Genomic DNA, 21,149 nt, shown 5'->3' on the forward strand with positions numbered 1-21,149 from the left:
GTCGAAGGGCGCTTTCCGACGAGAGGCGTGGTTCGACAAGCTCACCACTAACGGATACGCTCTAACGGATAATCCTCAGGCCAGCAATTCCCGCGCCCGGTCGCAATCCTTCTCCATCTGCACCTTCAGCGCATCGAGATCATCGAACTTCTCTTCCCCCCGCAGGAAATGGTGCAATTCGACCTCGATGGTCTGGCCGTAAAGATCCTCGCTGAAATCGAAGAAATAGGGCTCGAGCAATTCCTTCGGCGGATCAAAGCTCGGGCGGATCCCCAGATTGGCCGCGCCGTTCAGAACCCGCCCGTCGGGCAGGCGGCCCTTGACCGCGTAGATGCCATATTTGGGCCGCAGATAATGGCTCATGTCGACATTGGCGGTCGGATAGCCGAGCAGCCGGCCGTTCTTGTCACCGTGAATGACCTCGCCCTGTATGGTGAACGGGCGAGTGAGCAGGCGGCGTGCTTCTTCGCAAAGGCCTTCTTTCAACGCTTTGCGGATGCGGCTGGAGGAGATGACATCATCGCTGTCGCTGATCGCGCTGACCGCTTCGCTCTTCAGCCCGCGCGCCGCGCCGACTTCGCGCAGCACATCGATATTGCCTTTCGCGCCCTTGCCGAAAGTGAAATCAGCGCCGGTAACCACGCCCGCCGCGCCAAAACGCTCGACCAGCAGCTTGGCGACAAAATCCTCTGCCGTTGTTGCGGCCAGTCCGGCGTCAAATTCGAAGACCAGCATCGCGCTGGCCCCGGCATCGGCAAACAATCGCTGGCGCTGGTCAAGCGACGTCAGCCGGAACGGCGCGACATCGGGCTTGAAGAATCGCACCGGATGCGGATCGAATGTCGCGATAATAGTCGGGCGGCCCTCTTCCCGGGCCCAGCTCAGCGCCTTGCCGGCCACCGCCTGATGGCCGAAATGAAAGCCGTCAAAATTGCCCAGCGCAATGATCGCGCCGCGCAGGTCGCCCTCGATCCGCTCTTTTCCGTTCAGTCTTATCATCGAATCGCTATTGCGGGATTTTGCATTTCATTCAACAAATTCGTCATGCCAGCGCGGGCGGGCATCTAACCCGCATCCGTAGTGCGGTCATCGCGATCGGGTTGGTCCCCAGCCTTGGCTGGAGCGCCAGGTGCCGATAAAGGCACCAGACCCGCCCTGATCACCCGCAACGCATTCAGCCCCATCACCGCGCGAGTTTCCGCTTCGCTGAACCCCGCGTCCATCAGTGCCTGGGTAATATGGACAATGCCGCTGGTGTCAAAACGCGTGGTGACCGCGCCGTCAAAGTCGCTGCCCAGCGCGACATATTCTATCCCGACCAGATCGCGGACATGCTTGACCGCTCTGGCTACAGTCGCCGGATCGGTATCGCACATCGCGCCGTCCCAATAGCCAAGACCGATGATCCCGCCGGTCGCCGCCACGCCCCTGATCTCCGCGTCAGTCAGGTTGCGGTTGACCCCGCACACCGCCTGGACGCCGCCATGGCTGGAGACCACGGGCCGCTTCGCCATTTTCAATATGTCGGCCACCGTCGCATGGCTGCTATGGGCGATATCGACGATCATCCCCATCTGCTCCATGTCGCGAACGATTGTCCGTCCGAAATCGGTCAGCCCGCCCTTCTCAATCCCGTGCATCGATCCGGCCAGCTCATTGTCGAAAAAATGCACCAGCCCCGCCATCCGCATGCCGGCACCATAGAGCTTCTTCAGATTGGCGCGATCGCCTTCCAGCGTCTGCAATCCTTCGGCGGAGAACAGCACGCCGATCGATTTGTCGAGCCGGTCGAGATGCGCCGGCTGGCTGATCGAAGCCAGTCTGCCGCCCGATGCGGCAACCGCCTTGTCCAGTTTCTGCGCGTGATAAAGCTGGCGCTCGAGCAACGAAAACCAGGTCCGCACCGGCTGCAACTGGGTGATCGCGAGCGCGGTGATATTATCCGTGTCTGCGCTGTTGCTGTCGTAATTCTGGCCCTTGGGCGTCTTGGTCACGCTGGAGAATATCTGCAGCCCGACATTGCCCGCTTCCAACCGTTCGAGGTCGATATGACCATAGTCGACGCTGTCGGTGATCTTGCGTTTCCACAATAATGTATCGCCGTGGAGATCAACGATCATCAGGCTGTCGTGCAACTCTTGCGCTTCCGCTCTGATCTCCGGCAGCGGCTTGCCGTCGACCATATTGGTCTGCTTGTCGAACCATGCCGGTCCGAAAATCAGGAAGGCGGCGAGGGCGATCCCGCCGAGGCCCAGAAGCGCCAGCAGGAATTTCCTCATCCGGTTTTCCTTTTTAGAGTGACGAAGCTGTAACCGGGCTTGTCATTTTTCGGCTCATGATCCTCGCGCATCGTCTCTTCCCAGACGCTGTCGTCGAAGGCCGGCATCTTGATATCGCCCTTCGGCTTGATATGCACTTCGGTCAGTTCGATCCGGTCGGCGCGGTCGAGAAAGACCTTGTAGATTTGCGCTCCACCGATCACCGCGATATGCGGTGAATTGGCTATTTTCAGGGCGTTTTCTGTGCTGGTTGCGATCTCCGCGTCATCGGCTTCCCAATCCGTGTCCCGGGTCAGCACGATATGACGCCGTCCGGGCAACAGGCCGGGCAGGCTGTCGAATGTCTTGCGGCCCATGATCATCGGCTTGCCCATGGTCATGGTCTTGAAACGCCGCTGATCTTCCGGCAGGCGCCAGGGAATAGTGTCACCGTCACCAATCACGCCATTGTCGGCGCGGGCGAGGAAGAGAATGATTTCAGGATGGTTCATGGGCGACGCCTAGCGCAGTTCCGGCAGACTGCAAATTAGAAATGCAATTTTGTAACATGGCCCATTTTGCGACCCGGCCGACTCTCGCCCTTGCCGTAGAGATGGAGGTGGTTTGCACCGTCGGATAACAGGCTCTGCCAGTCGTCGGCCTGCGCCCCGATCAGATTGTGCATCTCGACCTTTTTCGCCGCCAGTCCAGTATCACCCAATGGCAATCCACAAACCGCCCTTATGTGATTTTCAAACTGGCTGGTGACCGCCCCTTCGATCGTCCAGTGGCCGCTATTGTGCACGCGCGGTGCCATTTCATTGAACACCGGGCCGTCCCTGGTGGCAAAAAACTCGCAGGTCAGAACGCCGACATAGTTCATCGCCTCGGCCATTTGGGCGGCGAGCGCGCGGGCACTGTCCTGCTGTTCGATTATCTCGGCTGGAGCAGGCGCGGTCGAGACCGACAATATGCCGCCGACATGGACATTGTGCGGCGTGTCCCAAAAACGGATCTCGCCATCCTGGCCGCGCACCAATATGACCGAAAATTCATGGTCGAATGTCACGAAGCCTTCTGCGACGCAGGGCTGATGCGCCACCGCTTCCCAATGCTGGTCGAGATCATCGCCCGGCTGAATCCGTGACTGGCCCTTGCCGTCATAGCCCATGCGGATGGTCTTGAGGATCGCCGGCGCGCCGATCTCGGCAATCGCCTTGTCCAGTCCTCCCCGGTCGAGCACTTCGGCAAAGGGCGCGGTCGTCCCGCCATGGTCGCGGGCGAAAATTTTCTCGGCGATTCTATTCTGGGCAATGTCCAGCGCCGCGATCGGTGGATGCAGGGGCGCGCAGGCCTCGATCTGGTGGAGCGGATCGACCGGTACATTTTCAAATTCGAAGGTAATCACGTCACACGCGTCGGCAAAGCGGGTCAGCGAAGCAATGTCATCATCTTTCGCGCAGGTGAACTCCGCCGAGACTTCGGCCGCCACGCTGTCGGTGTCGGGCGCATAGATATGGCAGCGATAGCCCAGCTGTGCCGCAGCGACGCCGAGCATCCGGCCAAGCTGGCCGCCGCCCAATATGCCGATGGTTGATCCGGGGGGAATTGTTCTCATGCCGGCTTTATTCAGGCTGCTCGGCGACGGATTCGGTTTGCGCCGCGCGCCACGCATCCAGCCGTTCGGCCAGCGCCGGATCCTGATTGGCGAGAATGGCTGCTGCCAGCAGCGCCGCATTCTTGGCTCCCGCGTCGCCAATAGCCAAAGTGCCGACAGGAACGCCGCCGGGCATCTGGGCGATGGAAAGCAGACTGTCCATGCCGCTCAGCGCCTTTGACTGGATCGGCACGCCGAGTACCGGAGTGCGGGTCATCGACGCCACCATGCCGGGCAGATGGGCCGCGCCGCCCGCGCCGGCGATGATCACTTTCAGTCCGCGATCCACAGCCGAGGTTGCATATTCGTAAAGTCGGCCAGGGGTCCGGTGCGCGGAGACGATCTTGGTCTCATGCGCCACGCCGAGCTGATCGAGAATGTCGCTCGCGAGCTTCATCGTCGCCCAGTCGGACTGGCTGCCCATGATAATTCCAACCGGAGGAGGTGCTTCGACCATTTTTGCCCCTGACAAATGCTACGGAAGCAATGCGGTTTAGTAGGGAAGTGTCGCCGACGCAATGACACTTATGACGGCTGTGAAAATTTCTGTCGATCCAGGCGGGGCCGCCGGAGCAGTGCTGAATCCCGACAAGTTCGGGAAATCCGCCGCTCCCCGTACGTCAAATAATTATGTTGTTTATTCAGATAGATAAAATATAGACGGTCGCGAAACCAAGAATGGCGAACAATATGCACCATGATGCAACAAGCAGCGAACAAAATTGTGCCAACTGTAGTGAACTGGAGCAGCAAATAAGCGCGTTGAAAGACCAACTCGCTAAAATGGAGCAATATGCCTACCATGACGTACTGACCGGACTGTCCAACCGGCGGTTTTTTCTTGATAGCCTTGAAAGCCGGATTTCGCGATGTCAGCGATATGGCGACAATTGTGCTTTGCTGTTTCTCGATGTCGACGATCTGAAAGCGGTCAATGATCAGCACGGCCATGGTGCGGGCGACCTGCTGCTGGCCCGGCTGGCGGAAATATTGAAACTTCACACACGTACGTCTGATGTGGTTGCGCGGATCGGCGGAGATGAATTCGGCCTTCTGCTCGACAATCTCGATGCCGACGAGGTGGTCCGGAAAATCGCCTTTCTCGTAGACCAGTTCAGCAAGGCAAATTGCACCTACGCCAACACCTCCCTGAAACTGGGTGCGGCGATAGGCTATTGTTTTGTCGGTCCCAAAGATACGGTCGGCGGCCTGATGTCCCGCGCCGATGCCGCCATGTACCGCGCGAAGGACAAGGCTCAATAAGCGGCCGCGCGCAACAGTCGCGGCTGGCTACCGCTCCGAGAGATAATAATGTTCGATCTCGTTCAGATCGTCGTCCAGCTCGTAGATGATCGGCTGGCCGGTCGGTATTTCCAGGCCGGTGATTTCGTCGTCCGGAATATTGGAGAGATGCTTGACCAGCGCGCGAAGGCTGTTGCCATGCGCGGAAATCAGGACCGTCTGGCCATTTTGTAATTCCGGTGCGATCCGCGTCTTCCAATAAGGCAATACCCGGACGATCGTGTCTTTCAGGCTCTCGGTCGCCGGCACTTCGATTCCCTTGTAGCGCGGGTCGTTGGACATCTGAAATTCGCTGTCGGTCGCCATTGGCGGCGGCGGCGTATCAAAGCTGCGGCGCCAGATATGAACCTGTTCGTCGCCATGCTTGTCACGGGTTTCCTGCTTGTTCAGACCGGTCAGGCCGCCATAATGACGCTCGTTGAGCCGGTAATTTTTCTCCACCGGCAGCCACAGGCGGCCCATTTCCTCCAGCGCGAGATTGAGCGTCTTGATCGCCCGTGTCTGAAGGCTGGTGAAGCAGATGTCCGGATCAATGCCGCGCTCTTTCATCAGCTGGCCCGCCGCCAGTGCCTCTTCAATGCCCTTCTCGGTGACGTCCACATCCCACCAGCCGGTAAAGCGGTTTTCGAGATTCCATTGCGACTGGCCATGGCGAAGCAGGATGAGTTGTGGCATCTTTGTGTCCTTACACTGGTGGATGATTTTCCCTAGCGGCGATGATGCTGGTCGCCAAGGGTGATTTCGGGATAATGCAACGGTGATTTCAGGATAATGGTCGCCGGACCTGCCGGCAAAGACAGCGAAGGCGGAAGCCTTTTGTGTGATTTTGGTGTCTCTCTGCCGATGGAATGCCTGATTTCCGCTATTCGACATTGTTACATTTTTGCAACGTTGTTTCCCTAATCGGCTTGGAGCGGTTGTTCACGGCTTGATTTAACGGCGCAATTAACGGACTGACACAACCGTAGCGGTCGGAAAAACAAGCCATCCCCCCAGGAAATCGGCGATGATGACCGCGAGTATAACTGGAGAAGATAAATGAGAGCCTTCAATAAATTCCTCATGGCTGCACTTTGCACCACCGCCATGACCACCCCAGCTTTCGCGCAGGACGAAGCGCAAGAAGTTGAAGCCTTCGACGATAACGTGATCATCGTGACGGCAACCCGCCGTGCCGAAGACGTTCAGGACATTCCGATTGCCGTGACCGCGGTCAGCCCGGCTCAGCTCGAGCAGCAGGGCGTTGTCAATGTTCAGAATATCGGCAGCGTCTCGTCAAGCTTCTCGACCTCCAACGCGCAAACGGCATCCGGAACGGTTGTTCTGCGTATTCGCGGTGTCGGTACGACTTCCAATAACATCGGCTTTGAATCCGCTGTCGGTATCTTTGTCGACGGTGCCTATCAGTCCCGTCCCGGCGTTGCGCTTGGCGAATTTGTCGACGTTGAACGCGTCGAGGTCCTCCGCGGCCCGCAGGGTACATTGTTCGGACGCAACACCTCGGCAGGCGCCCTGAACATCACCAACGTACGGCCTGACCTCAACGATTTCGGTGGTTTCGTAAACGCGACCTATGGCAATTTCGACCATATGAGCCTCCAGGGCGCGATCAACGCTCCCCTGATCGAGGACACTCTGGCGTTGCGCGTAACCGGTGCATACCGGAAGCGTGACGGCTATGTTGATATCATCGACAGCGCCGGCAACAGCGTAGGTGATTCGAACGACACCGATCAATATCTGCTTCGCGGCCAGCTCGGCTTCGAAACGCCTGGTGGCATCAGCGGTCGTCTGATTGCAGATTATTCGAAGAGCACTGCAAGCTGCTGTGCGGCAATCGAGGTCCTGCATCTCCGGTTGAAACAGCTGGTCTCTTTGGCGCTGTAGGCCTCGGTGCACGCGGCGGCATGGCCGCTCCCGATGTTGCGGTGAACCCGTTTGATACGGTCACCATGCAACGCGCCTTGGATAACCGGATTGCGACCTCGGATCAGAGAGCCGACCCGTCCAATGATCAATGGGGTGTGACCGGCGAAATCGAATTTCCGATCGGCGACAGCGCAGACCTGATCTATATCGGTTCCTATCGCGAATTCCGTGCGGACGAATCCTATGACTCGGATTTCTCCGGTCTGGATGTGTTCAATGTTTTGCCAGGTGGCGGAACCGCGATCAATACCATGACCCACGAATTGCGCTTGCAAGGCGAAGCCTTCGGCGGCGCACTCGAATGGCTGGTCGGTGGTTATTATTCCGACGAAGATATTACGCAGTCCGTCAACTTTGGTCTGGGTGCAGACTATGACCGTCTTGTCGGAGCCCTGCTGGCAGCCGGTACCGGCGGCGCATCGTTGAACCCGGCGAGCCCACTGTTTGCAGGTGCGACACCTTTGCAGACATTGACCGGTGTCGATCCGTCTACCGTTCGCACCACCAATGACTACACGCAAAGCAGCAAAAGCTGGTCTATCTTCACGCACAACACTCTGGAAGTGGCCGAGGGTCTGAAGCTGACAGTTGGTCTGCGCTATTCGGATGAAAGCAAAGACGGTTCCTTCTCGCAGCCATCGGTCAACAACGATCTCTGCCCCGCGACATTGGGCCAGATTTTTGCCGGAAACCTTCCCGGAGGTCCGGGCAGCCCGCTTACCAACAGCTATTTTGGACTGGGTTGTTTTGCCTTTGTCGCGCCAGCAATCGGAACGGATGCAAATCCATTCCCGCTGCCACGACCATTCACCAGCAATTTTAGCGATGAAGAGCTGATCTACACCGGTAAAGTGAGCTATGAATTTGCTTCGCCCGTGACGGTTTATGCCAGCTTCACGCACGGCTATAAATCGGGTGGTTTCAACCTTGATTCCACGGCCGCATCCGGTGGTGCTGATCCGCGCTTCGCTTCGGAAGAAGTCGATGCCTATGAAGTTGGCCTGAAAGCTAAATTCCTGGACAATGCGGTGACCTTGAATGTTGCGGGTTTCCATGAGGAATTCACAAACTTCCAGGTTCTGGAATTCACTGGTGCCCAGTTCACGACCTTCAACGTTCCGCTTGCGAAATCGACCGGTGTTGAAATCGAAACTGTGATTCGTCCGAGCGATAATCTGACGATTAACGGCGGATTGACTTACACCAACGCCAGATATCCGGATAATTGTGCTGGCACGCAGACTTCGAACAATGTTCTCAGCCTGTGCGGAAATTCGCTGACCAACGCTCCGAAATGGGTGGGTATCATGGGTGCTACCTATGATCGCGATATTGGTGACAGCCTGAATTTCTTCATCAACGGTCAGTTGCGGATGGAAAGCGATCGTCGCACGTCGACGCAAGCCTTTGATCCGGCGGATCTGACGACGCGGACGCCAGTGCCATTTGATGTTCAGGATGGCAACATCAAGATCAACATGCGTGCCGGTCTCGGTGATATCGACGGTGCATGGGGTGTTGAAGCCTGGGTTACCAACCTGACCAACGAAATCACGCGCGGTGTTACCTTTAACACTGTGCTGCGTTCCGGCTCGCGCTCGGCCTTCATTCAGGAGCCACGCATGTTCGGTCTGACCCTTCGCGGCAAATTCTAGGTCCGAATGAAATGCGGCGGCAAATAGCCGCCAGATGAACAGGGGCCGGTTTTTCCGGCCCCTTTTTATTGCGCGGCACAGCCATCGGTGCAAAAGACTGATGCCATGAAAAACTTTATCTTCCAGACCGTCCCCGTGCTTCATTTTGGCGAAGGCTGTCTCGCCGAATTGCCCGGTCAGATCGCCGTCCTGCGCGCGTCCCGCCCGATGATTGTTACCGACAAGGGGATCGTCGGCGCAGGCCTGATCGCTCCGGTTGACCGGACCTTGCGGGAAGCCGGTCTCGAGGTCGCGATTTTCGATTCCGTGGTTGCCGACCCGCCGGAGGCGATCGTCCTGCAGGCTGTAGAAGCGGCAAAAGCGGCGGACGCGGATATTGTCATCGGACTGGGTGGCGGCAGCTCGCTCGATACCGCCAAGGTGGTTGCGGCGCTGGCCGTGGATGGCGCGCAACCGCTTTCCGATATTTACGGCATCGGCTTGCTGGAGCGCAAGGGCCTGCCGACCATCCTGATCCCGACCACCTCCGGCACCGGATCGGAAGTCACCGCCATATCGATCCTGACCACCGGCGAAACCACCAAGGCCGGCATCATCTCGCCGCATCTCTTTGCCGATGTCGCGCTGCTCGACCCGGCGCTGACGACCGGGCTCCCCGCCAGCGTCACCGCCGCCACCGGTATCGACGCGATGGTCCATGCGGTCGAATCCTATACCAGCCGCAACGGCAAGAATCCGGTCTCCGACATGCTCGCGATCGAGGCGCTGAAACTGCTCACCGCGAATATCGAGACCGCCTGTTCCGACGGGAACAACATGCCGGCGCGCGAAGCGATGCTGCGCGGTTCGATGCTCGCCGGACAGGCTTTTGCCAATTCGCCCGTCGGCGCGATCCACGCGCTCGCCTATCCGCTCGGCGGCATCTATCATATCCCGCACGGCCTCTCCAACGCGCTGGTCATGCCCTATGTGATGCAGTTCAACCTGGAGGCTGCCGCACCGCTCTATGCCGAGCTCGCCGATGCCCTCGACCTGCCGCGCGGCAGCGAGAACAGCAGCGAAGCGCGGGCGCAGCAGCTGATCGACTATCTCGAGGCGCTGGCGGTCAAGGTGAAGGCACCACGCAAGCTGCGCGAAATCGGCATCGCACAGGACGCCACCACCGAACTGGCCGAGGCGGCGATGCTGCAAGGCCGGCTCTTGGACAATAATCCCCGAGAAGTGACGCTGGCCGACGCGCAGAGGATATATGATGCCGCCTGGTAAGAGCCCCAGGGCCGAACCGCCACGGCGCGATGCCTATCGCACCGGCTCGGCGATTACCACGCGCTGGAACGACAATGATCCTTATGGTCACGTCAACAACGCGATCTATTATTTCTGGTTCGACACCGCGGTAAACCGCTATCTTATCGAGCAGGGCGCGCTCGACATCACCGGCGGCGCGACCATCGGACTGGTGGTCAACACCAGCTGCGACTATTTCGCGCCGATAGCCTTTCCCGACGAGGTGATGGCGCGGATCCGCGTCGACCGGCTCGGCAACAGCAGCGTCACCTACGGCGTCGGCCTGTTTCGCGGTGACGAGGATGTGGCCTCGGCGGCCGGCAGCTTCACCCATGTCTATGTCGACCGCGAAAGCCGGCGACCGGTTCCGCTGCCATCTCCCTTGCGTTCCGCGCTGGAAGCGATAAAGGTTTAATCAGACGATTAAATCGCTAGGAGAGAGACATGCTACGCCCCTTTGAAAATGAAGAGCGGCGCCAGTTCCGCGAAACCTGCCGCCGCTTTGCCGAAACCGAATTGCAGCCCTTTGCCAACGAGTGGGACGAAGCCGGGGAAATTCCCTGGGAGATGCACGAGAAAGTCGGCGCGCTTGGCGTCTGGGGCTTCGGTGTTGACGAAAAATATGGCGGCCTCGGCATGGACGATGTCTTCATGCGCGCGGCCTGGGGCGAGGAAGCGGCGCGGGCGCACAATGGCGGCACGCTGGCAGCGCTCGGCGGGCGCAGCATTTCGATCGGCCCGATCCACAAGCTCGCCTCGCAGGATATCAAGGACCGCATCCTGAAGGATATCGTGCTCGGCAAAAAGGGCTCCAGCCTCGGCATCACCGAACCGGGTGGCGGATCGGACGTCGCCAATATGCAGACCACTGCGCGGCAGGATGGCAATCACTGGGTGATCAACGGCGCCAAGACGTTCATCACCGGCGGCATGACCGCCGACCATTATGTCATCGGCGCGCGCACCGGGGGCGAAGGCCTGAATGGCATTTCACTGTTTCTGGTCGACGCCGATGCCGAGGGCTTCTCGCGCACCGCGCTCGACAAGAAAATGGGCTGGTGGGCGTCGGACCAAGCCTCGCTCTATTTCGACGAAGTCCGCGTTCCGGCTGAGAATATGCTCGGCGAGGAAGGCCGCGGCTTCATCCAGATCATGCACAATTTCAACCATGAACGGCTCGGCATGGTCGCCCAGTCGCTCGGCATGATGCGGGTGCTGCTCGAATATGCGATCGACTATGCGCAGCAGCGCGAGACCTTCGGCAAGCCGCTGATCCGGCATCAGGTGATCCGCCACAAGATCGCCGAGATGTCGGCCCGCGTCGACCGGCTCGACGCCTGGCTGAACCAGATATGCTGGCTCGCGGATCAGGGCGAAATGCCGGTGGCGCAAATCTGCAAAGCCAAGTTCAGCGCCACCAAGGATCTCGAATATTGCGCCAGCGAGGCGATGCAGATTCTCGGCGGGGCCGGCTATCTCCGCGGCAATCCGGTCGAGCGTTTCTACCGCGAGGTCAAGGTCATGGCGATCGGCGGCGGCTCGGAAGAAATCATGCGCGATCTTGCGGTCCGGCAAATGGGCCTCTGATCCCGCTTGCCATTTCGGGCGATCCGGCGATAACCGGCGAGACTTGAAAACCCGTTCGTGCTGAGCCTGTCGAAGCACCGGGACTGGGGCAATTGGAACACTATATGGCTGACATAATATCCCCTGACCCACGATCCGAAAACGCCCCGATCCTGCTGCCGGCGGGCTCGGTGCTCTTCGGTCTGCTCACATTCGCGATGATGGACGTCGCGATGAAAAGCCTGTCGATCGAGCTGGGTGCCTATAATGCCATTCTCTGGCGGGTGCTGCTCGCGCTTGTGATTGTGTCCTTGGTCTTCTTCGCCCGCCGCCCGAGAATGCCGGGCAAGGCCGCCCGCAAGGTCCATCTGCAGCGCGGCATCATCATCGTCTTCATGTCCTATCTGTTCTTCTGGGGCCTGGCGCGGGTGCCACTGGCCGAAGCCATTGCGCTGTCCTTCATCGCACCGATTATCGCGCTCTATCTCGCAGCGGTTTTTCTCGGCGAGACCATCCACCGCAACGCCATCTACGCCTCGGCGCTGGGCTTTGCCGGGGTGCTGGTGATCGCATGGGGCAGGGCGAGCGGCACATTTGAAAAAGAGGCGCTGCTCGGCATTGGTGCCATACTTGTGTCGGCGGTACTCTATGCCGGCAATCTGGTGATCCAGCGGCAACAGGCGCTGCTCGCCGGCCCAATCGAGATCAGCTTTGCCCAAAACCTCGTCGTCGGCGCGTCCTTCCTGCTGCTCGCACCGTTTTTTGCGGTCGTGCCGGACATGCAGTCGCTGCCCTATATCGGTGCGGCTGCCCTGTTGTCGATCATCTCTGCGGTGTTCATCGCCTGGGGCTATGCCCGGGCAGAAGCGCAGAATCTGATCAATCTCGAATATAGCGCTTTCATCTGGGCGGCGATCTTCGGCTGGCTCTTCTTCCGCGAACCGATCACGCTGACCACCGTTTCCGGCGCGGCCATGATCGTCATCGGTTGCATATTGGCCACCCGGCGCGACCGGAAAGTCGCGCATATCGAAACCACTGCAGTCTGATTGGGTGATGCTGCGGATCGACAACCGGAAGGCGCGCTGGCTCTGGTTGCAGGCGCAGGGTCTGTCCGATACCCCGATCGGCCCGCTCGACCTGCCGGAGATGATCCGGCGTCTCGGCTATGTCCAGCTCGACACCATCCAGAATGTCACCCGCGCCCACCATCATATCCTGTGGAGCCGCAACCAGAATTACCGCGAACCGATGCTCGACCGGTTGCTGGGCGAGGACAGGGCGGTGTTCGAGCATTTCACCCATGACGCCTCGGTCCTGCCGATGGAATTTTACCCGATGTGGCAGCGCCAGTTCCGGCGTCTCGGTGACAAGGTGGCGGGCTATGCCTCGTTCAAAAAAGCGGTCGCGGAGATCGGGGGCGAAGAGATAAAGGCGCGGATCGCGGCGGAAGGGCCGCTGTCGACACAGGCCTTTGATACGAAGGTTACCGGCAAGAAACAGATGTGGGACCGCCCGCCGCACAAGCGCGTAATGGACCAGCTCTGGTATTCCGGCGAACTGGCGACCTCGCACAGGCTCAACTTTACCAAATATTACGACCTCAGCGAGCGGGTGATCCCCTCGCATCATCGCGAGGCGACCGATGACGACGAAAGCCAGATCGACTGGCTGTGCCGCAACGCCCTCGACCGGCTGGCCTTCGGCTCGCTCGGCGAAATCCAGCGTTTCTGGGACGCGGTGAATGCGAAGGAAACGCGGCTGTGGGCAGATTCGGCCAAGGACGCTGTTACGGTCGAGGTCGAGAACCATGAGGGCCAGTGGCTCAAGGCCCTGGCACCGCCCGATATCGAGGTCCGTCTGGCAACCCTGTCCCGACCAACCACGCGCCTGCGCATCATCAATCCGTTTGATCCAGCTGTCCGCGATCGCAACCGCCTGCTGGCCCTGTTCGGCTTCCACTATCGCAACGAAATGTTCGTGCCCGCGGCCAAGCGGCAATGGGGCTATTATGTCTATCCGATCCTAGAGGGTGACCGCTTTGTCGGCCGGATCGAGATCAAGGCGGACCGGGCGGCAAGCCATTTGCGCGTCACGCAATATTGGCCCGAGCCGGCGGCACGCCGGTCCGCCGCCCGCCACGACAGGCTGAGCGCGGAACTGGCGCGGCTGGCCCGCCTGATCGGGGTCGAGCAAGTGCTGTGGGAATGTGATCGACTGTGACGCGCGGCCAGGCCTTATTTGACGATGCCGCGAAAGCGCAGTTCACCGGATGCGCCGGGGGCGATCGGGGACGTCAGGACCCAGCGGATATGGGTGACATCGGACGCGACCGCCGGGCGGCTGGTCTGCACCGGAGCAGCCGTTTCGCCAGTTTCTTCGGTGCCAGTCGCCACCGTTTCCGTGACGGTCAGTTCGGACAATTTGCCGAAATTCTTGCCGCCATCGACCGAGACCAGAGCCCAGTCCTCGACCACTTCTGTCAGGGCGACCGCAGCGTGGACGGGATTGTTGACAACAAATCCTGTCACCGCATTCTGGCCGGTATTGCGATAGGCGTTGACGAACAGCAATTTGTCGCCGGGAATGACTTTGACAGTCGCGGGATCAAGCAGCTTGGTCACCGTTTCGCCGGATGCGCTTGTTTCGCTCCGTTCGACCATTATCGTGCTGTCAATTTTTACATCGGCCCGCGGATCGGTTGCTGCGGCCTGAGCCGAGGCTGAAAGCGGCGTCGCATGTGCAACCTGAGATACGGTCATACCAGCCAGCAACACGCTGGTCACCATCGCCGCTTCGATCAAAATCATACGCATATCAGACATTTTTAACGATCCTGTTGAACATTTGCCGACCCGTCAAAAGCGACCGGTCCCTATTCACCGGAAAATATGGCCCATGTTGGTTAACGATAGATTAAAGTCGACCATCAAAATGGCGACATAATGACGGCGTCACGGAGTATCCTGCAAAAAGAATAGCTTGGCGAAAAGCCGTTCTTATTCATTGGCGTCGGGATTATCCAAGGCTAAAGAGACTGCAATGGGTCTGATCGCTTATCGTAGCTGCTTCGGTATGCTTGTTGTTCTGCTGATGGGTTCGCCCGTTCGGCCGATCTACGCTCAAACCGCCGACCCGGTGGTCTCCGCTCCCGACGATCAGGGGGAATTTGACGAGCCGCTCGACCCGGATCAGGAGCTGACCGAATTCCCGGATTTCGGCGTCGAATGGCCGGATCTCGAGCAAGTCGCCGAACCGGTGTTCGAGGAAAGCGAAGAGGAGAGCGAGCCTGCGCTGGCGGAAAATGACGAAGCCGATGATCAGACGATCCAGACGGCATCGGAAGAACTGGCCGCCGATGCCCCGCTGAACGTCTACCGTCCGACCGATGCGCTGGCCGAAACCGCTTACCGGATATCCTTCGACGGCCTGCCCGAGGCGATCGGGGAAGCGTTCATGACCCGCTTCAACATATTGTCGGTCCTCGAGCAATATCGCGGTGACGAAGCCAATTTCGCCCAGATCCGGCGGAGGGTGCAAAGTGACGAAGAGCTGGTCGAGCGCCTGCTCCGGATCGAAGGCTATTATGACGCGGTCGTGCAAAGCCGCTTTGAAGCAGATGGCGACGAACGGCTGGAGGTCATCATCAACGTGCAGGCGGGGCCGCAATATCAGCTCGACGAGATCGCCTTGCCCGGTCTCGAAAGCGCGCTTGCCCCCGATCCGGAAAATTTCCGCGAACGCTTTGGCCTGGAGTCGGGAGAGGTCATCAACAGCGACCGGATCATGGATGCCAAGGGACGGCTCGATCTGGCGATGGCGGAAAATGGCTATCCGTTTGCCGAAACCGCAGAACCGGAACTGGAAATCGACCATGCCGAACGGCTCGGTGATCTCGATATAAAGGTCACGCCCGGCGGCAAATATAACTTCGGTTCGATTGTCATGGACCGGACCGACCTGTTCGGTCCCGATCATGTCCAGATGATTGCCCGCTTTGATCCCGGTGATGTCTATCAGGCGTCCGATGTCGAGGACCTGCGGCGCGCCCTGATCGCGACCGGACTGATCTCGACAGTCTCGATCGACCCGGTTGTTGCGGAAGACCCGGCCGCGGTTGATATCGCCGTCAATGTAACCCCGGCACCGCTGCGCACGATAGCCGGCGAGCTGGGCTATGGCACCGGCGAAGGCGCGCGCGCCGCGGCCAGCTGGGAGCATCGCAATTTCTTTCCGCCCGAAGGGCTGATCCGCTTCTCCGGCGTGCTCGGGACCCAGGAACAATCGGGCAGTATCGCCTATCGCCGCAGCAATTACCGGCGCCGTGACAATATATTGAACGGGCGCACCGCATTGAGCGTTGTCGATCGGCCGGCGTTCAAGGCCCAGACCTTCTCGGTCGCTGCAAATATCGAGCGGCTCAGCAATCTGATCTATCAGAAACGCTGGAGCTGGTCGGCGGGTATCGAGCTGCTTGCATCGCGCGAAACCGATGTCACCGGCCCCGCTGACGCCACTGGCAGGGAAACGTTTTTCATCGGATCATTGCCGGGGCTGGTCACCTATGACGCCAGCGACGACCTGCTCGATCCGACCAGTGGCTTTCGCCTCTCCGCACGCGTCGCTCCCGAAGCCTCGCTGCAAAATGGCAGCTTCTTCTATGTCCGCAGCCAGGTTGACGGCAGCGCCTACTTCCCGGTCTCGGATAAGATTGTGCTTGCCGGCCGCGCGCGGCTGGGATCGATTGTCGGTGCCGGCAACAACCGCATCGCCCCGTCGCGCCGTCTCTATTCCGGCGGCGGCGGTTCGGTGCGCGGCTATGGCTATCAGAGCATCGGACCGCGCGATGCGAATAATGATCCGGTGGGCGGCCGTTCGCTGGTGGAATTTTCGCTCGAAGCACGCGTCCGCACCGGTTTCCTGGATGGCAATCTCGGCATCGTACCCTTCATCGACGCGGGCAATGTCTATACCAGCAGCACCCCTGGTGTTTCCGGCATGCGCTACGGCGCCGGTCTCGGGATGCGCTATTACAGCGATTTTGGGCCGATCCGGATCGACGTCGGCACGCCGATCAATCCCCAGCCCGGCGACTCTCCGGTCGCGGTCTATGTCTCGCTCGGGCAGGCGTTCTAGATGGCCGAAAGCCCCGACAAGCCGCGCTCCAAACTGGTGACCTGGCGCTGGCCCATGCGCAGTCTGGTGGCTTTGGCGGTACTGCTCATCCTTGGGCTGATCGGGGCCGCGATCTGGCTGGACAGCGATTCCGGCCATCGCTTCATCATCAGGCAGGTCGAGGCCCAGGCACCGGAAAACGGCCTGCGTATCCGCATCGACGATATCGAAGGGTCGATCTACGCAGGTGCACAGGTTCAGGGTCTGGAGCTTGCCGACCCCAAGGGGCGGTTCTTCCATGCCGGTACGGTTGCGGTCGAGTGGAACCCGCTCGCCTGGATATTCAACGAACTCAACATCTCCGAAGCGGTCATTACCAGGGCGAAGCTCGATCGCCTGCCGGAACTGATCGACAGCGGGGAAGACCAGCCCTTGCTGCCGAATTTTGACATATTCATCGGGGCTTTTCGGGCGGATAATCTGGAACTCGGGCCCGCGATCACAGGCTCCAGCCAATTTGCCGACCTGTCCGGCTCGGCCGACATCCGCGCCGGTCGGGCGATGGTGCTGCTGGATGCTGCGACGACGCGCAGCGGTGACAAGATATTGCTTGCCCTCAATGCCGAACCGGATCGTGAAAAGCTCGATATCGACGCAGAGATAATCGCGCCTGCTGGCGGGGTTCTCGCGGGGATGCTGGGCCTCGAGCAGGATCTGTCCGTCACCCTGGAAGGGGACGGCAGCTGGCGCAAATGGGATGGCGAGTTCAAGGCGCTGATCAACGGCGATCCGGCGGCCCAGGTCACTCTCGAGGCCAGGGAAGGCCTGTTCGCTTATGACGGCCAGCTGACCGCATCGATGCTGCCCGACGGGGTCGCGCAGAAGCTGGCCGCACCCAATCTGGTGCTGAATGGCACCGCCAGTTTCGAAAATCGTCTGGTCGCGCTCGATCTCGAGGCGCGTTCCGCCGCCTTGTCCTTCACCGCCAAGGGCGGAATTGATCTCGGGCGCAACAGCCTTGATGCGATGCGGCTCGAGACAAGGCTGATCGATCCATCCGCGCTGGCGGCCAATTTGAAGGCGCAGGATTTCGAGCTCAAGGCACTGCTCAACGGAAAATTCTCCGAACTGCGCTATCAATATCTGCTGACCGCGCCGCAACTGGCCTTGGGCAAGACCCTGCTGACCAATGTCCGGGGCGAGGGTGAAGGACAGCGCGATGCCGGCGGCTGGAGCATTCCGGTGGAGCTGTCTGTCGCCAAGCTGATCGGCAACGGCGAATTGCTCCAGCAATTGCTCTCGGGCTTCAACGCCAAAGCCTTGCTGCGCTATGAAAACGACCTGTTGTTTGCCGAGCGCGCCCGTGTCGCGACCAACGTCGCAAACGGCACATTGGATCTTGAACTGCGACCGTCGACCGGCGATTTCTCGGTCGATATCGATGCCAATGCTCCCGGCTTTGCCGTGCGAGGGGTCGGGGTGGCTGATATTGTCGCCAGCATCAATCTCGGTCCGGCTTCCTCGGGACTATCGGTCGACGGTCAGGTCAACGCCAGGCTGCGTCGTTTCGATATCGGCTTTCTGCGGGAGTTGGCGGGTGGCTTGCCCGAATTGCAGACCGGCCTGGCTCTCGGCCCGGACGGATTGCTGCGGTTCACCGATCTTGTCGTCAAGGCTCCGGAAATTTCGTTCAGGGGTTCCGGCAAACAGACCGGAGCGGCGACTTTCGCCTTTCAGGGGTCCGGCAGGCAAGATACCTACGGTCGTTTCGATCTCAAGCTCGACGGCGCGCTCGACCGGCCCAGAGTGGCGCTGCTGTTAGACAGTCCGCTGCCCGCACTCGGTCTGTCTGCGGTCAGCCTGCAACTTACCCCGGCGACGGCCGGTTTCGCCTATATCGCATCCGGTGGATCGACATTGGGGCCGTTCAGCAGCAATGGCATGATCGTGACCGCAACGGGTCAGGATACGGCGGTCCGGGTCGATCGCCTGCTGGTATCCGACACGCTGGCGACCGGGACGATCAGGCCGACCGCCCAGGGTCTGGCCGGAAGGCTCGCGATCAGCGGTGGCGGCGTCAACGGCGATGTGGTTTTCCGTCCGGGCAGTGACCGGCAATTGATCCGCGCCAATCTCAAGGCCGAAAATGCCCGCTTCGACGGCAATCCGCCGATTTTCATCCGCACCGGCGTGCTGGATGCCGATATCGTGCTGATCGACGGCAAGTCGAATATCGACGCCACGCTGCGGGCGCAGGGCATCAGCCGCGGCGAACTGATGGTCGGTCGCATCGCCGCCAATGCCAAGCTGGTCAACGGAAGCGGTAGCGCGACATTCACGGTGGCCGGCACCCGCGGCAGCACGTTTGAATTCCAGGCCAAAGCCGACATCACACCGGATCGCTATCAGCTGACCGGCAGCGGCCAGTTCGAAGGCCGCGTCCTGCGCTTGACCCAAAAGCTCGACCTCCGGCGGTCGGGCGATGGCTGGACGATGGCCCCGACCACGATCAGCTACGGCAGAGGCAGCGCCCGCATGTCCGGACGATGGGCGACGGGGAATTCCAATCTGGTGATGGCCCTGACCAAAATGCCTTTGTCTCTGGTCGATATCGCCTATCCCGACCTCGGGCTGGGCGGCACGGTCAACGGCACGGTAAAGCTGACCCAGTCGCGCTCGCAGGTCCCGGTCGGCGAAGCGAAATTGACCGTGAAGGGCCTGACCCGATCCGGCCTGATCCTGACCTCCGCTCCGGTGGACCTGGGTCTCAATATCGCCATTTCGCAGCGCAATGCTGCGGCACGGGGGATCATCAAGTCTCCTGAGGGTAAAACCATCGGCCGGTTCCAGGGACGGGTCACCGGCCTGGGCGGAGGACGTTGGCAGGACGAACTGATGCGCAAACCGCTGTTCGCCCAGGCCCGGTTCAGCGGCGGTGCGGAAAGCCTGTGGCGGCTTACTGGCGTGGAAACCTTTGACCTCACCGGACCGGTGTCGGCGAGCGCGGATGTCAGCGGCAGCCTCGCCAATCCGCAGATCGAGGGTCTGGTCCGGACCAGCAACGCGCGGCTGGAAAGCCCGCTGACCGGCACCGTCGTCTCCAACATCAAGACGGTTGGCCGCTTTGACGGTTCGCGTCTGGTCCTGCCCAAATTGACCGGTGTCACAAGCGGTGGCGGAACCGTCAGCGGCAGTGGCAGCTTCAACTTCGCGGTCGAACCGGACGAAGGCATCGGGATCGTGATGGACATCAATGCCCAGCAGGCAGCGTTGATCGCGCGGGATGATTTTGCCGCCACGGTGACCGGTCCGATCAAGATACGCAGTTCGGCGGATGGTGGCCTGATCTCGGGCGATGTCACTCTCAATCGCAGCTTCTTCCGCTTTGGTCAGGCGAGCGCGACCGCGAGCCTGCCCGACATCAAGACGCGCGAGATCAATCGCCGGGCCGACGAACGGCCGGTACAGGTACGCAGCCGGCCATGGCGCTTTGACCTGACGGCGGATGCCCCCAACCGCTTGCGGGTTGAAGGGCTCGGTCTCGACAGCGAATGGGGTGCCAATCTCAAAATTACCGGACCGGTGGATAATTTCATCATGGTCGGCGACGCCAATCTGATCCGCGGGAATTATACGTTTGCCGGCCGTCGCTTCCGTCTCGAGCGCGGACGGATCCGCTTTGTCGGCAACCAGCCGGTCAATCCGATACTGGATATCGAGGCGGAGGCCAATCTGACCGGGCTGAACGCCACGATCAATGTCACCGGCACCGGCAACCAGCCCGAAATCGCCTTTACCAGCATCCCGGCTCTGCCCCAGGACGAGTTGCTGTCACGCGTCCTGTTCGGTGCGTCGATTGCCGATCTGTCGGCACCCGAGGCAGTCCAGCTGGCGGCGGCGGTGGCCTCGCTCAACAGTGGTGGCGGCCTCGATCCGATCAACCAGTTGCGCAAGGCAGTGGGTCTCGATCGTTTGCGGATATTGCCGTCCGATACCGACACCGGTTCGGGCACCTCGATCGCGGCCGGCAAATATATCACCCGCCGCGTCTATGTGGAACTGATCACCGACGGCAAGGGCTATAGCGCCACCCAGCTGGAATTTCAGATCACCCGCTGGCTGTCGATCCTGTCAACCATCTCGACCCTCGGCCGCCAGAGCGCCAACGTGCGGATCAGCAAGGATTATTAAAGACAGGGCTGACGGAGCCTGAGCGCGAAAGCCGGGGCTGCGGCGACGGGCAGGCATGGCTTCCGCCCCAGCGCTGACAGCTATTCTCCTTGCTTTGCACGCACTTCACTGTTGCAGTACTCGAGATAATCCTTGTCCATCTCCCCGATCGAAGGCAGGTTGCGACTGACATTCCGGAAAATGCCGGAT

Annotated in this window: 17 protein-coding genes; 10 read left to right on the forward strand and 7 right to left on the reverse strand. The window is 60.2% G+C overall.

Annotation, left to right across the window (positions count from 1 at the left end; all coding sequences use genetic code 11):
- Positions 1 to 75 precede the first annotated feature (75 nt).
- The 5 genes from HUO14_RS11715 to purE all read right to left on the reverse strand — a co-directional run bounded on the left by HUO14_RS11715 (position 76) and on the right by purE (position 4,372).
- Entirely contained in the window at positions 76 to 999 is a 924-nt protein-coding gene (locus HUO14_RS11715) for a bifunctional riboflavin kinase/FAD synthetase (RefSeq protein WP_176280001.1), read from the reverse strand.
- A 65-nt stretch (positions 1,000 to 1,064) separates the two neighbouring features.
- Positions 1,065 to 2,279 carry a dipeptidase gene (locus HUO14_RS11720; protein ID WP_176280002.1) on the reverse strand — a complete coding sequence of 405 codons (1,215 nt, stop codon included), beginning with the start codon at positions 2,277 to 2,279 and terminating at the stop codon, positions 1,065 to 1,067.
- On the reverse strand, positions 2,276 to 2,770 hold the full coding sequence (locus HUO14_RS11725) for a dihydrofolate reductase (RefSeq protein WP_176280003.1): 495 nt from the start codon (positions 2,768 to 2,770) through the stop codon (positions 2,276 to 2,278). Before HUO14_RS11725 ends, HUO14_RS11720 begins: the two co-directional genes overlap by 4 nt.
- A 35-nt stretch (positions 2,771 to 2,805) precedes the next feature.
- On the reverse strand, positions 2,806 to 3,876 hold the full coding sequence (locus HUO14_RS11730; RefSeq protein WP_176280004.1) for a 5-(carboxyamino)imidazole ribonucleotide synthase: 1,071 nt from the start codon (positions 3,874 to 3,876) through the stop codon (positions 2,806 to 2,808).
- Positions 3,877 to 3,883: 7 nt separating this feature from the next.
- Positions 3,884 to 4,372: a 5-(carboxyamino)imidazole ribonucleotide mutase gene (gene purE, locus HUO14_RS11735; protein ID WP_176280005.1), complete on the reverse strand. Its 489-nt coding sequence runs from the start codon at positions 4,370 to 4,372 to the stop codon at positions 3,884 to 3,886.
- A 233-nt stretch (positions 4,373 to 4,605) separates the two neighbouring features.
- Between purE and HUO14_RS11740 the strand changes: the two genes are divergently transcribed.
- On the forward strand, positions 4,606 to 5,178 hold the full coding sequence (locus HUO14_RS11740) for a GGDEF domain-containing protein (RefSeq protein ID WP_176280006.1): 573 nt from the start codon (positions 4,606 to 4,608) through the stop codon (positions 5,176 to 5,178).
- Positions 5,179 to 5,205: 27 nt separating this feature from the next.
- On the opposite strand, the gene gpmA is transcribed toward HUO14_RS11740, so the two are convergent.
- Entirely contained in the window at positions 5,206 to 5,892 is a 687-nt protein-coding gene (gene gpmA, locus HUO14_RS11745; RefSeq protein WP_176280007.1) for a 2,3-diphosphoglycerate-dependent phosphoglycerate mutase, read from the reverse strand.
- A 363-nt stretch (positions 5,893 to 6,255) separates the two neighbouring features.
- Here gpmA and HUO14_RS16305 point away from each other — a divergent pair, with 363 nt between their 5' ends.
- From HUO14_RS16305 to HUO14_RS11775, 7 genes are all read left to right on the forward strand, one after another.
- Positions 6,256 to 7,104, forward strand: a complete 849-nt coding sequence (locus tag HUO14_RS16305; RefSeq protein ID WP_246255528.1) for a TonB-dependent receptor plug domain-containing protein — start codon at positions 6,256 to 6,258, stop codon at positions 7,102 to 7,104.
- Between the two features lie 20 nt (positions 7,105 to 7,124).
- Positions 7,125 to 8,801, forward strand: coding sequence for a TonB-dependent receptor domain-containing protein (locus HUO14_RS11750; RefSeq protein WP_246255530.1), 1,677 nt, complete (start codon positions 7,125 to 7,127; stop codon positions 8,799 to 8,801).
- A gap of 105 nt (positions 8,802 to 8,906) precedes the next feature.
- Entirely contained in the window at positions 8,907 to 10,067 is a 1,161-nt protein-coding gene (locus tag HUO14_RS11755) for an iron-containing alcohol dehydrogenase (protein WP_176280008.1), read from the forward strand.
- On the forward strand, positions 10,051 to 10,503 hold the full coding sequence (locus tag HUO14_RS11760; RefSeq protein ID WP_176280009.1) for an acyl-CoA thioesterase: 453 nt from the start codon (positions 10,051 to 10,053) through the stop codon (positions 10,501 to 10,503). Before HUO14_RS11755 ends, HUO14_RS11760 begins: the two co-directional genes overlap by 17 nt.
- 29 nt (positions 10,504 to 10,532) lie before the next feature.
- Complete coding sequence (locus HUO14_RS11765) at positions 10,533 to 11,675, forward strand: acyl-CoA dehydrogenase family protein (protein ID WP_176280010.1); 1,143 nt, start codon at positions 10,533 to 10,535, stop codon at positions 11,673 to 11,675.
- 104 nt (positions 11,676 to 11,779) lie between these two features.
- The gene (locus HUO14_RS11770) at positions 11,780 to 12,703 is read left to right on the forward strand and encodes a DMT family transporter (RefSeq protein WP_176280011.1); all 924 of its coding nucleotides are present in this window, start codon (positions 11,780 to 11,782) and stop codon (positions 12,701 to 12,703) included.
- 7 nt (positions 12,704 to 12,710) lie between these two features.
- Positions 12,711 to 13,877 (forward strand): winged helix-turn-helix domain-containing protein, encoded by a 1,167-nt coding sequence (locus HUO14_RS11775; protein WP_176280012.1) that lies wholly within the window; start codon positions 12,711 to 12,713, stop codon positions 13,875 to 13,877.
- A 14-nt stretch (positions 13,878 to 13,891) separates the two neighbouring features.
- Here HUO14_RS11775 and HUO14_RS11780 read toward each other — a convergent pair whose 3' ends face one another.
- On the reverse strand, positions 13,892 to 14,479 hold the full coding sequence (locus tag HUO14_RS11780; RefSeq protein ID WP_176280013.1) for a hypothetical protein: 588 nt from the start codon (positions 14,477 to 14,479) through the stop codon (positions 13,892 to 13,894).
- Positions 14,480 to 14,696: 217 nt separating this feature from the next.
- On the opposite strand from HUO14_RS11780, the gene HUO14_RS11785 reads away from it, so the two are divergent.
- Complete coding sequence (locus HUO14_RS11785; protein WP_246255532.1) at positions 14,697 to 16,790, forward strand: autotransporter assembly complex protein TamA; 2,094 nt, start codon at positions 14,697 to 14,699, stop codon at positions 16,788 to 16,790.
- Positions 16,791 to 20,960 carry a translocation/assembly module TamB domain-containing protein gene (locus HUO14_RS11790; RefSeq protein ID WP_176280014.1) on the forward strand — a complete coding sequence of 1,390 codons (4,170 nt, stop codon included), beginning with the start codon at positions 16,791 to 16,793 and terminating at the stop codon, positions 20,958 to 20,960. It begins immediately after the preceding gene.
- Positions 20,961 to 21,149: the final 189 nt, after the last annotated feature.

Source organism: Parasphingorhabdus flavimaris (assembly GCF_013371215.1).
Classification (GTDB): domain Bacteria; phylum Pseudomonadota; class Alphaproteobacteria; order Sphingomonadales; family Sphingomonadaceae; genus Parasphingorhabdus; species Parasphingorhabdus flavimaris.

What these genes read in the sequence shown, in the direction of transcription:
- HUO14_RS11715 (WP_176280001.1), bottom strand. Translation starts at nt 999, where the DNA reads ATGATAAGACTGAACGGAAAAGAGCGGATCGAGGGCGACCTGCGCGGC.
- HUO14_RS11720 (WP_176280002.1), bottom strand. Translation starts at nt 2,279, where the DNA reads ATGAGGAAATTCCTGCTGGCGCTTCTGGGCCTCGGCGGGATCGCCCTC.
- HUO14_RS11725 (WP_176280003.1), bottom strand. Translation starts at nt 2,770, where the DNA reads ATGAACCATCCTGAAATCATTCTCTTCCTCGCCCGCGCCGACAATGGC.
- HUO14_RS11730 (WP_176280004.1), bottom strand. Translation starts at nt 3,876, where the DNA reads ATGAGAACAATTCCCCCCGGATCAACCATCGGCATATTGGGCGGCGGC.
- purE (WP_176280005.1), bottom strand. Translation starts at nt 4,372, where the DNA reads ATGGTCGAAGCACCTCCTCCGGTTGGAATTATCATGGGCAGCCAGTCC.
- HUO14_RS11740 (WP_176280006.1), top strand. Translation starts at nt 4,606, where the DNA reads ATGCACCATGATGCAACAAGCAGCGAACAAAATTGTGCCAACTGTAGT.
- gpmA (WP_176280007.1), bottom strand. Translation starts at nt 5,892, where the DNA reads ATGCCACAACTCATCCTGCTTCGCCATGGCCAGTCGCAATGGAATCTC.
- HUO14_RS16305 (WP_246255528.1), top strand. Translation starts at nt 6,256, where the DNA reads ATGAGAGCCTTCAATAAATTCCTCATGGCTGCACTTTGCACCACCGCC.
- HUO14_RS11750 (WP_246255530.1), top strand. Translation starts at nt 7,125, where the DNA reads ATGGCCGCTCCCGATGTTGCGGTGAACCCGTTTGATACGGTCACCATG.
- HUO14_RS11755 (WP_176280008.1), top strand. Translation starts at nt 8,907, where the DNA reads ATGAAAAACTTTATCTTCCAGACCGTCCCCGTGCTTCATTTTGGCGAA.
- HUO14_RS11760 (WP_176280009.1), top strand. Translation starts at nt 10,051, where the DNA reads ATGATGCCGCCTGGTAAGAGCCCCAGGGCCGAACCGCCACGGCGCGAT.
- HUO14_RS11765 (WP_176280010.1), top strand. Translation starts at nt 10,533, where the DNA reads ATGCTACGCCCCTTTGAAAATGAAGAGCGGCGCCAGTTCCGCGAAACC.
- HUO14_RS11770 (WP_176280011.1), top strand. Translation starts at nt 11,780, where the DNA reads ATGGCTGACATAATATCCCCTGACCCACGATCCGAAAACGCCCCGATC.
- HUO14_RS11775 (WP_176280012.1), top strand. Translation starts at nt 12,711, where the DNA reads ATGCTGCGGATCGACAACCGGAAGGCGCGCTGGCTCTGGTTGCAGGCG.
- HUO14_RS11780 (WP_176280013.1), bottom strand. Translation starts at nt 14,479, where the DNA reads ATGTCTGATATGCGTATGATTTTGATCGAAGCGGCGATGGTGACCAGC.
- HUO14_RS11785 (WP_246255532.1), top strand. Translation starts at nt 14,697, where the DNA reads ATGGGTCTGATCGCTTATCGTAGCTGCTTCGGTATGCTTGTTGTTCTG.
- HUO14_RS11790 (WP_176280014.1), top strand. Translation starts at nt 16,791, where the DNA reads ATGGCCGAAAGCCCCGACAAGCCGCGCTCCAAACTGGTGACCTGGCGC.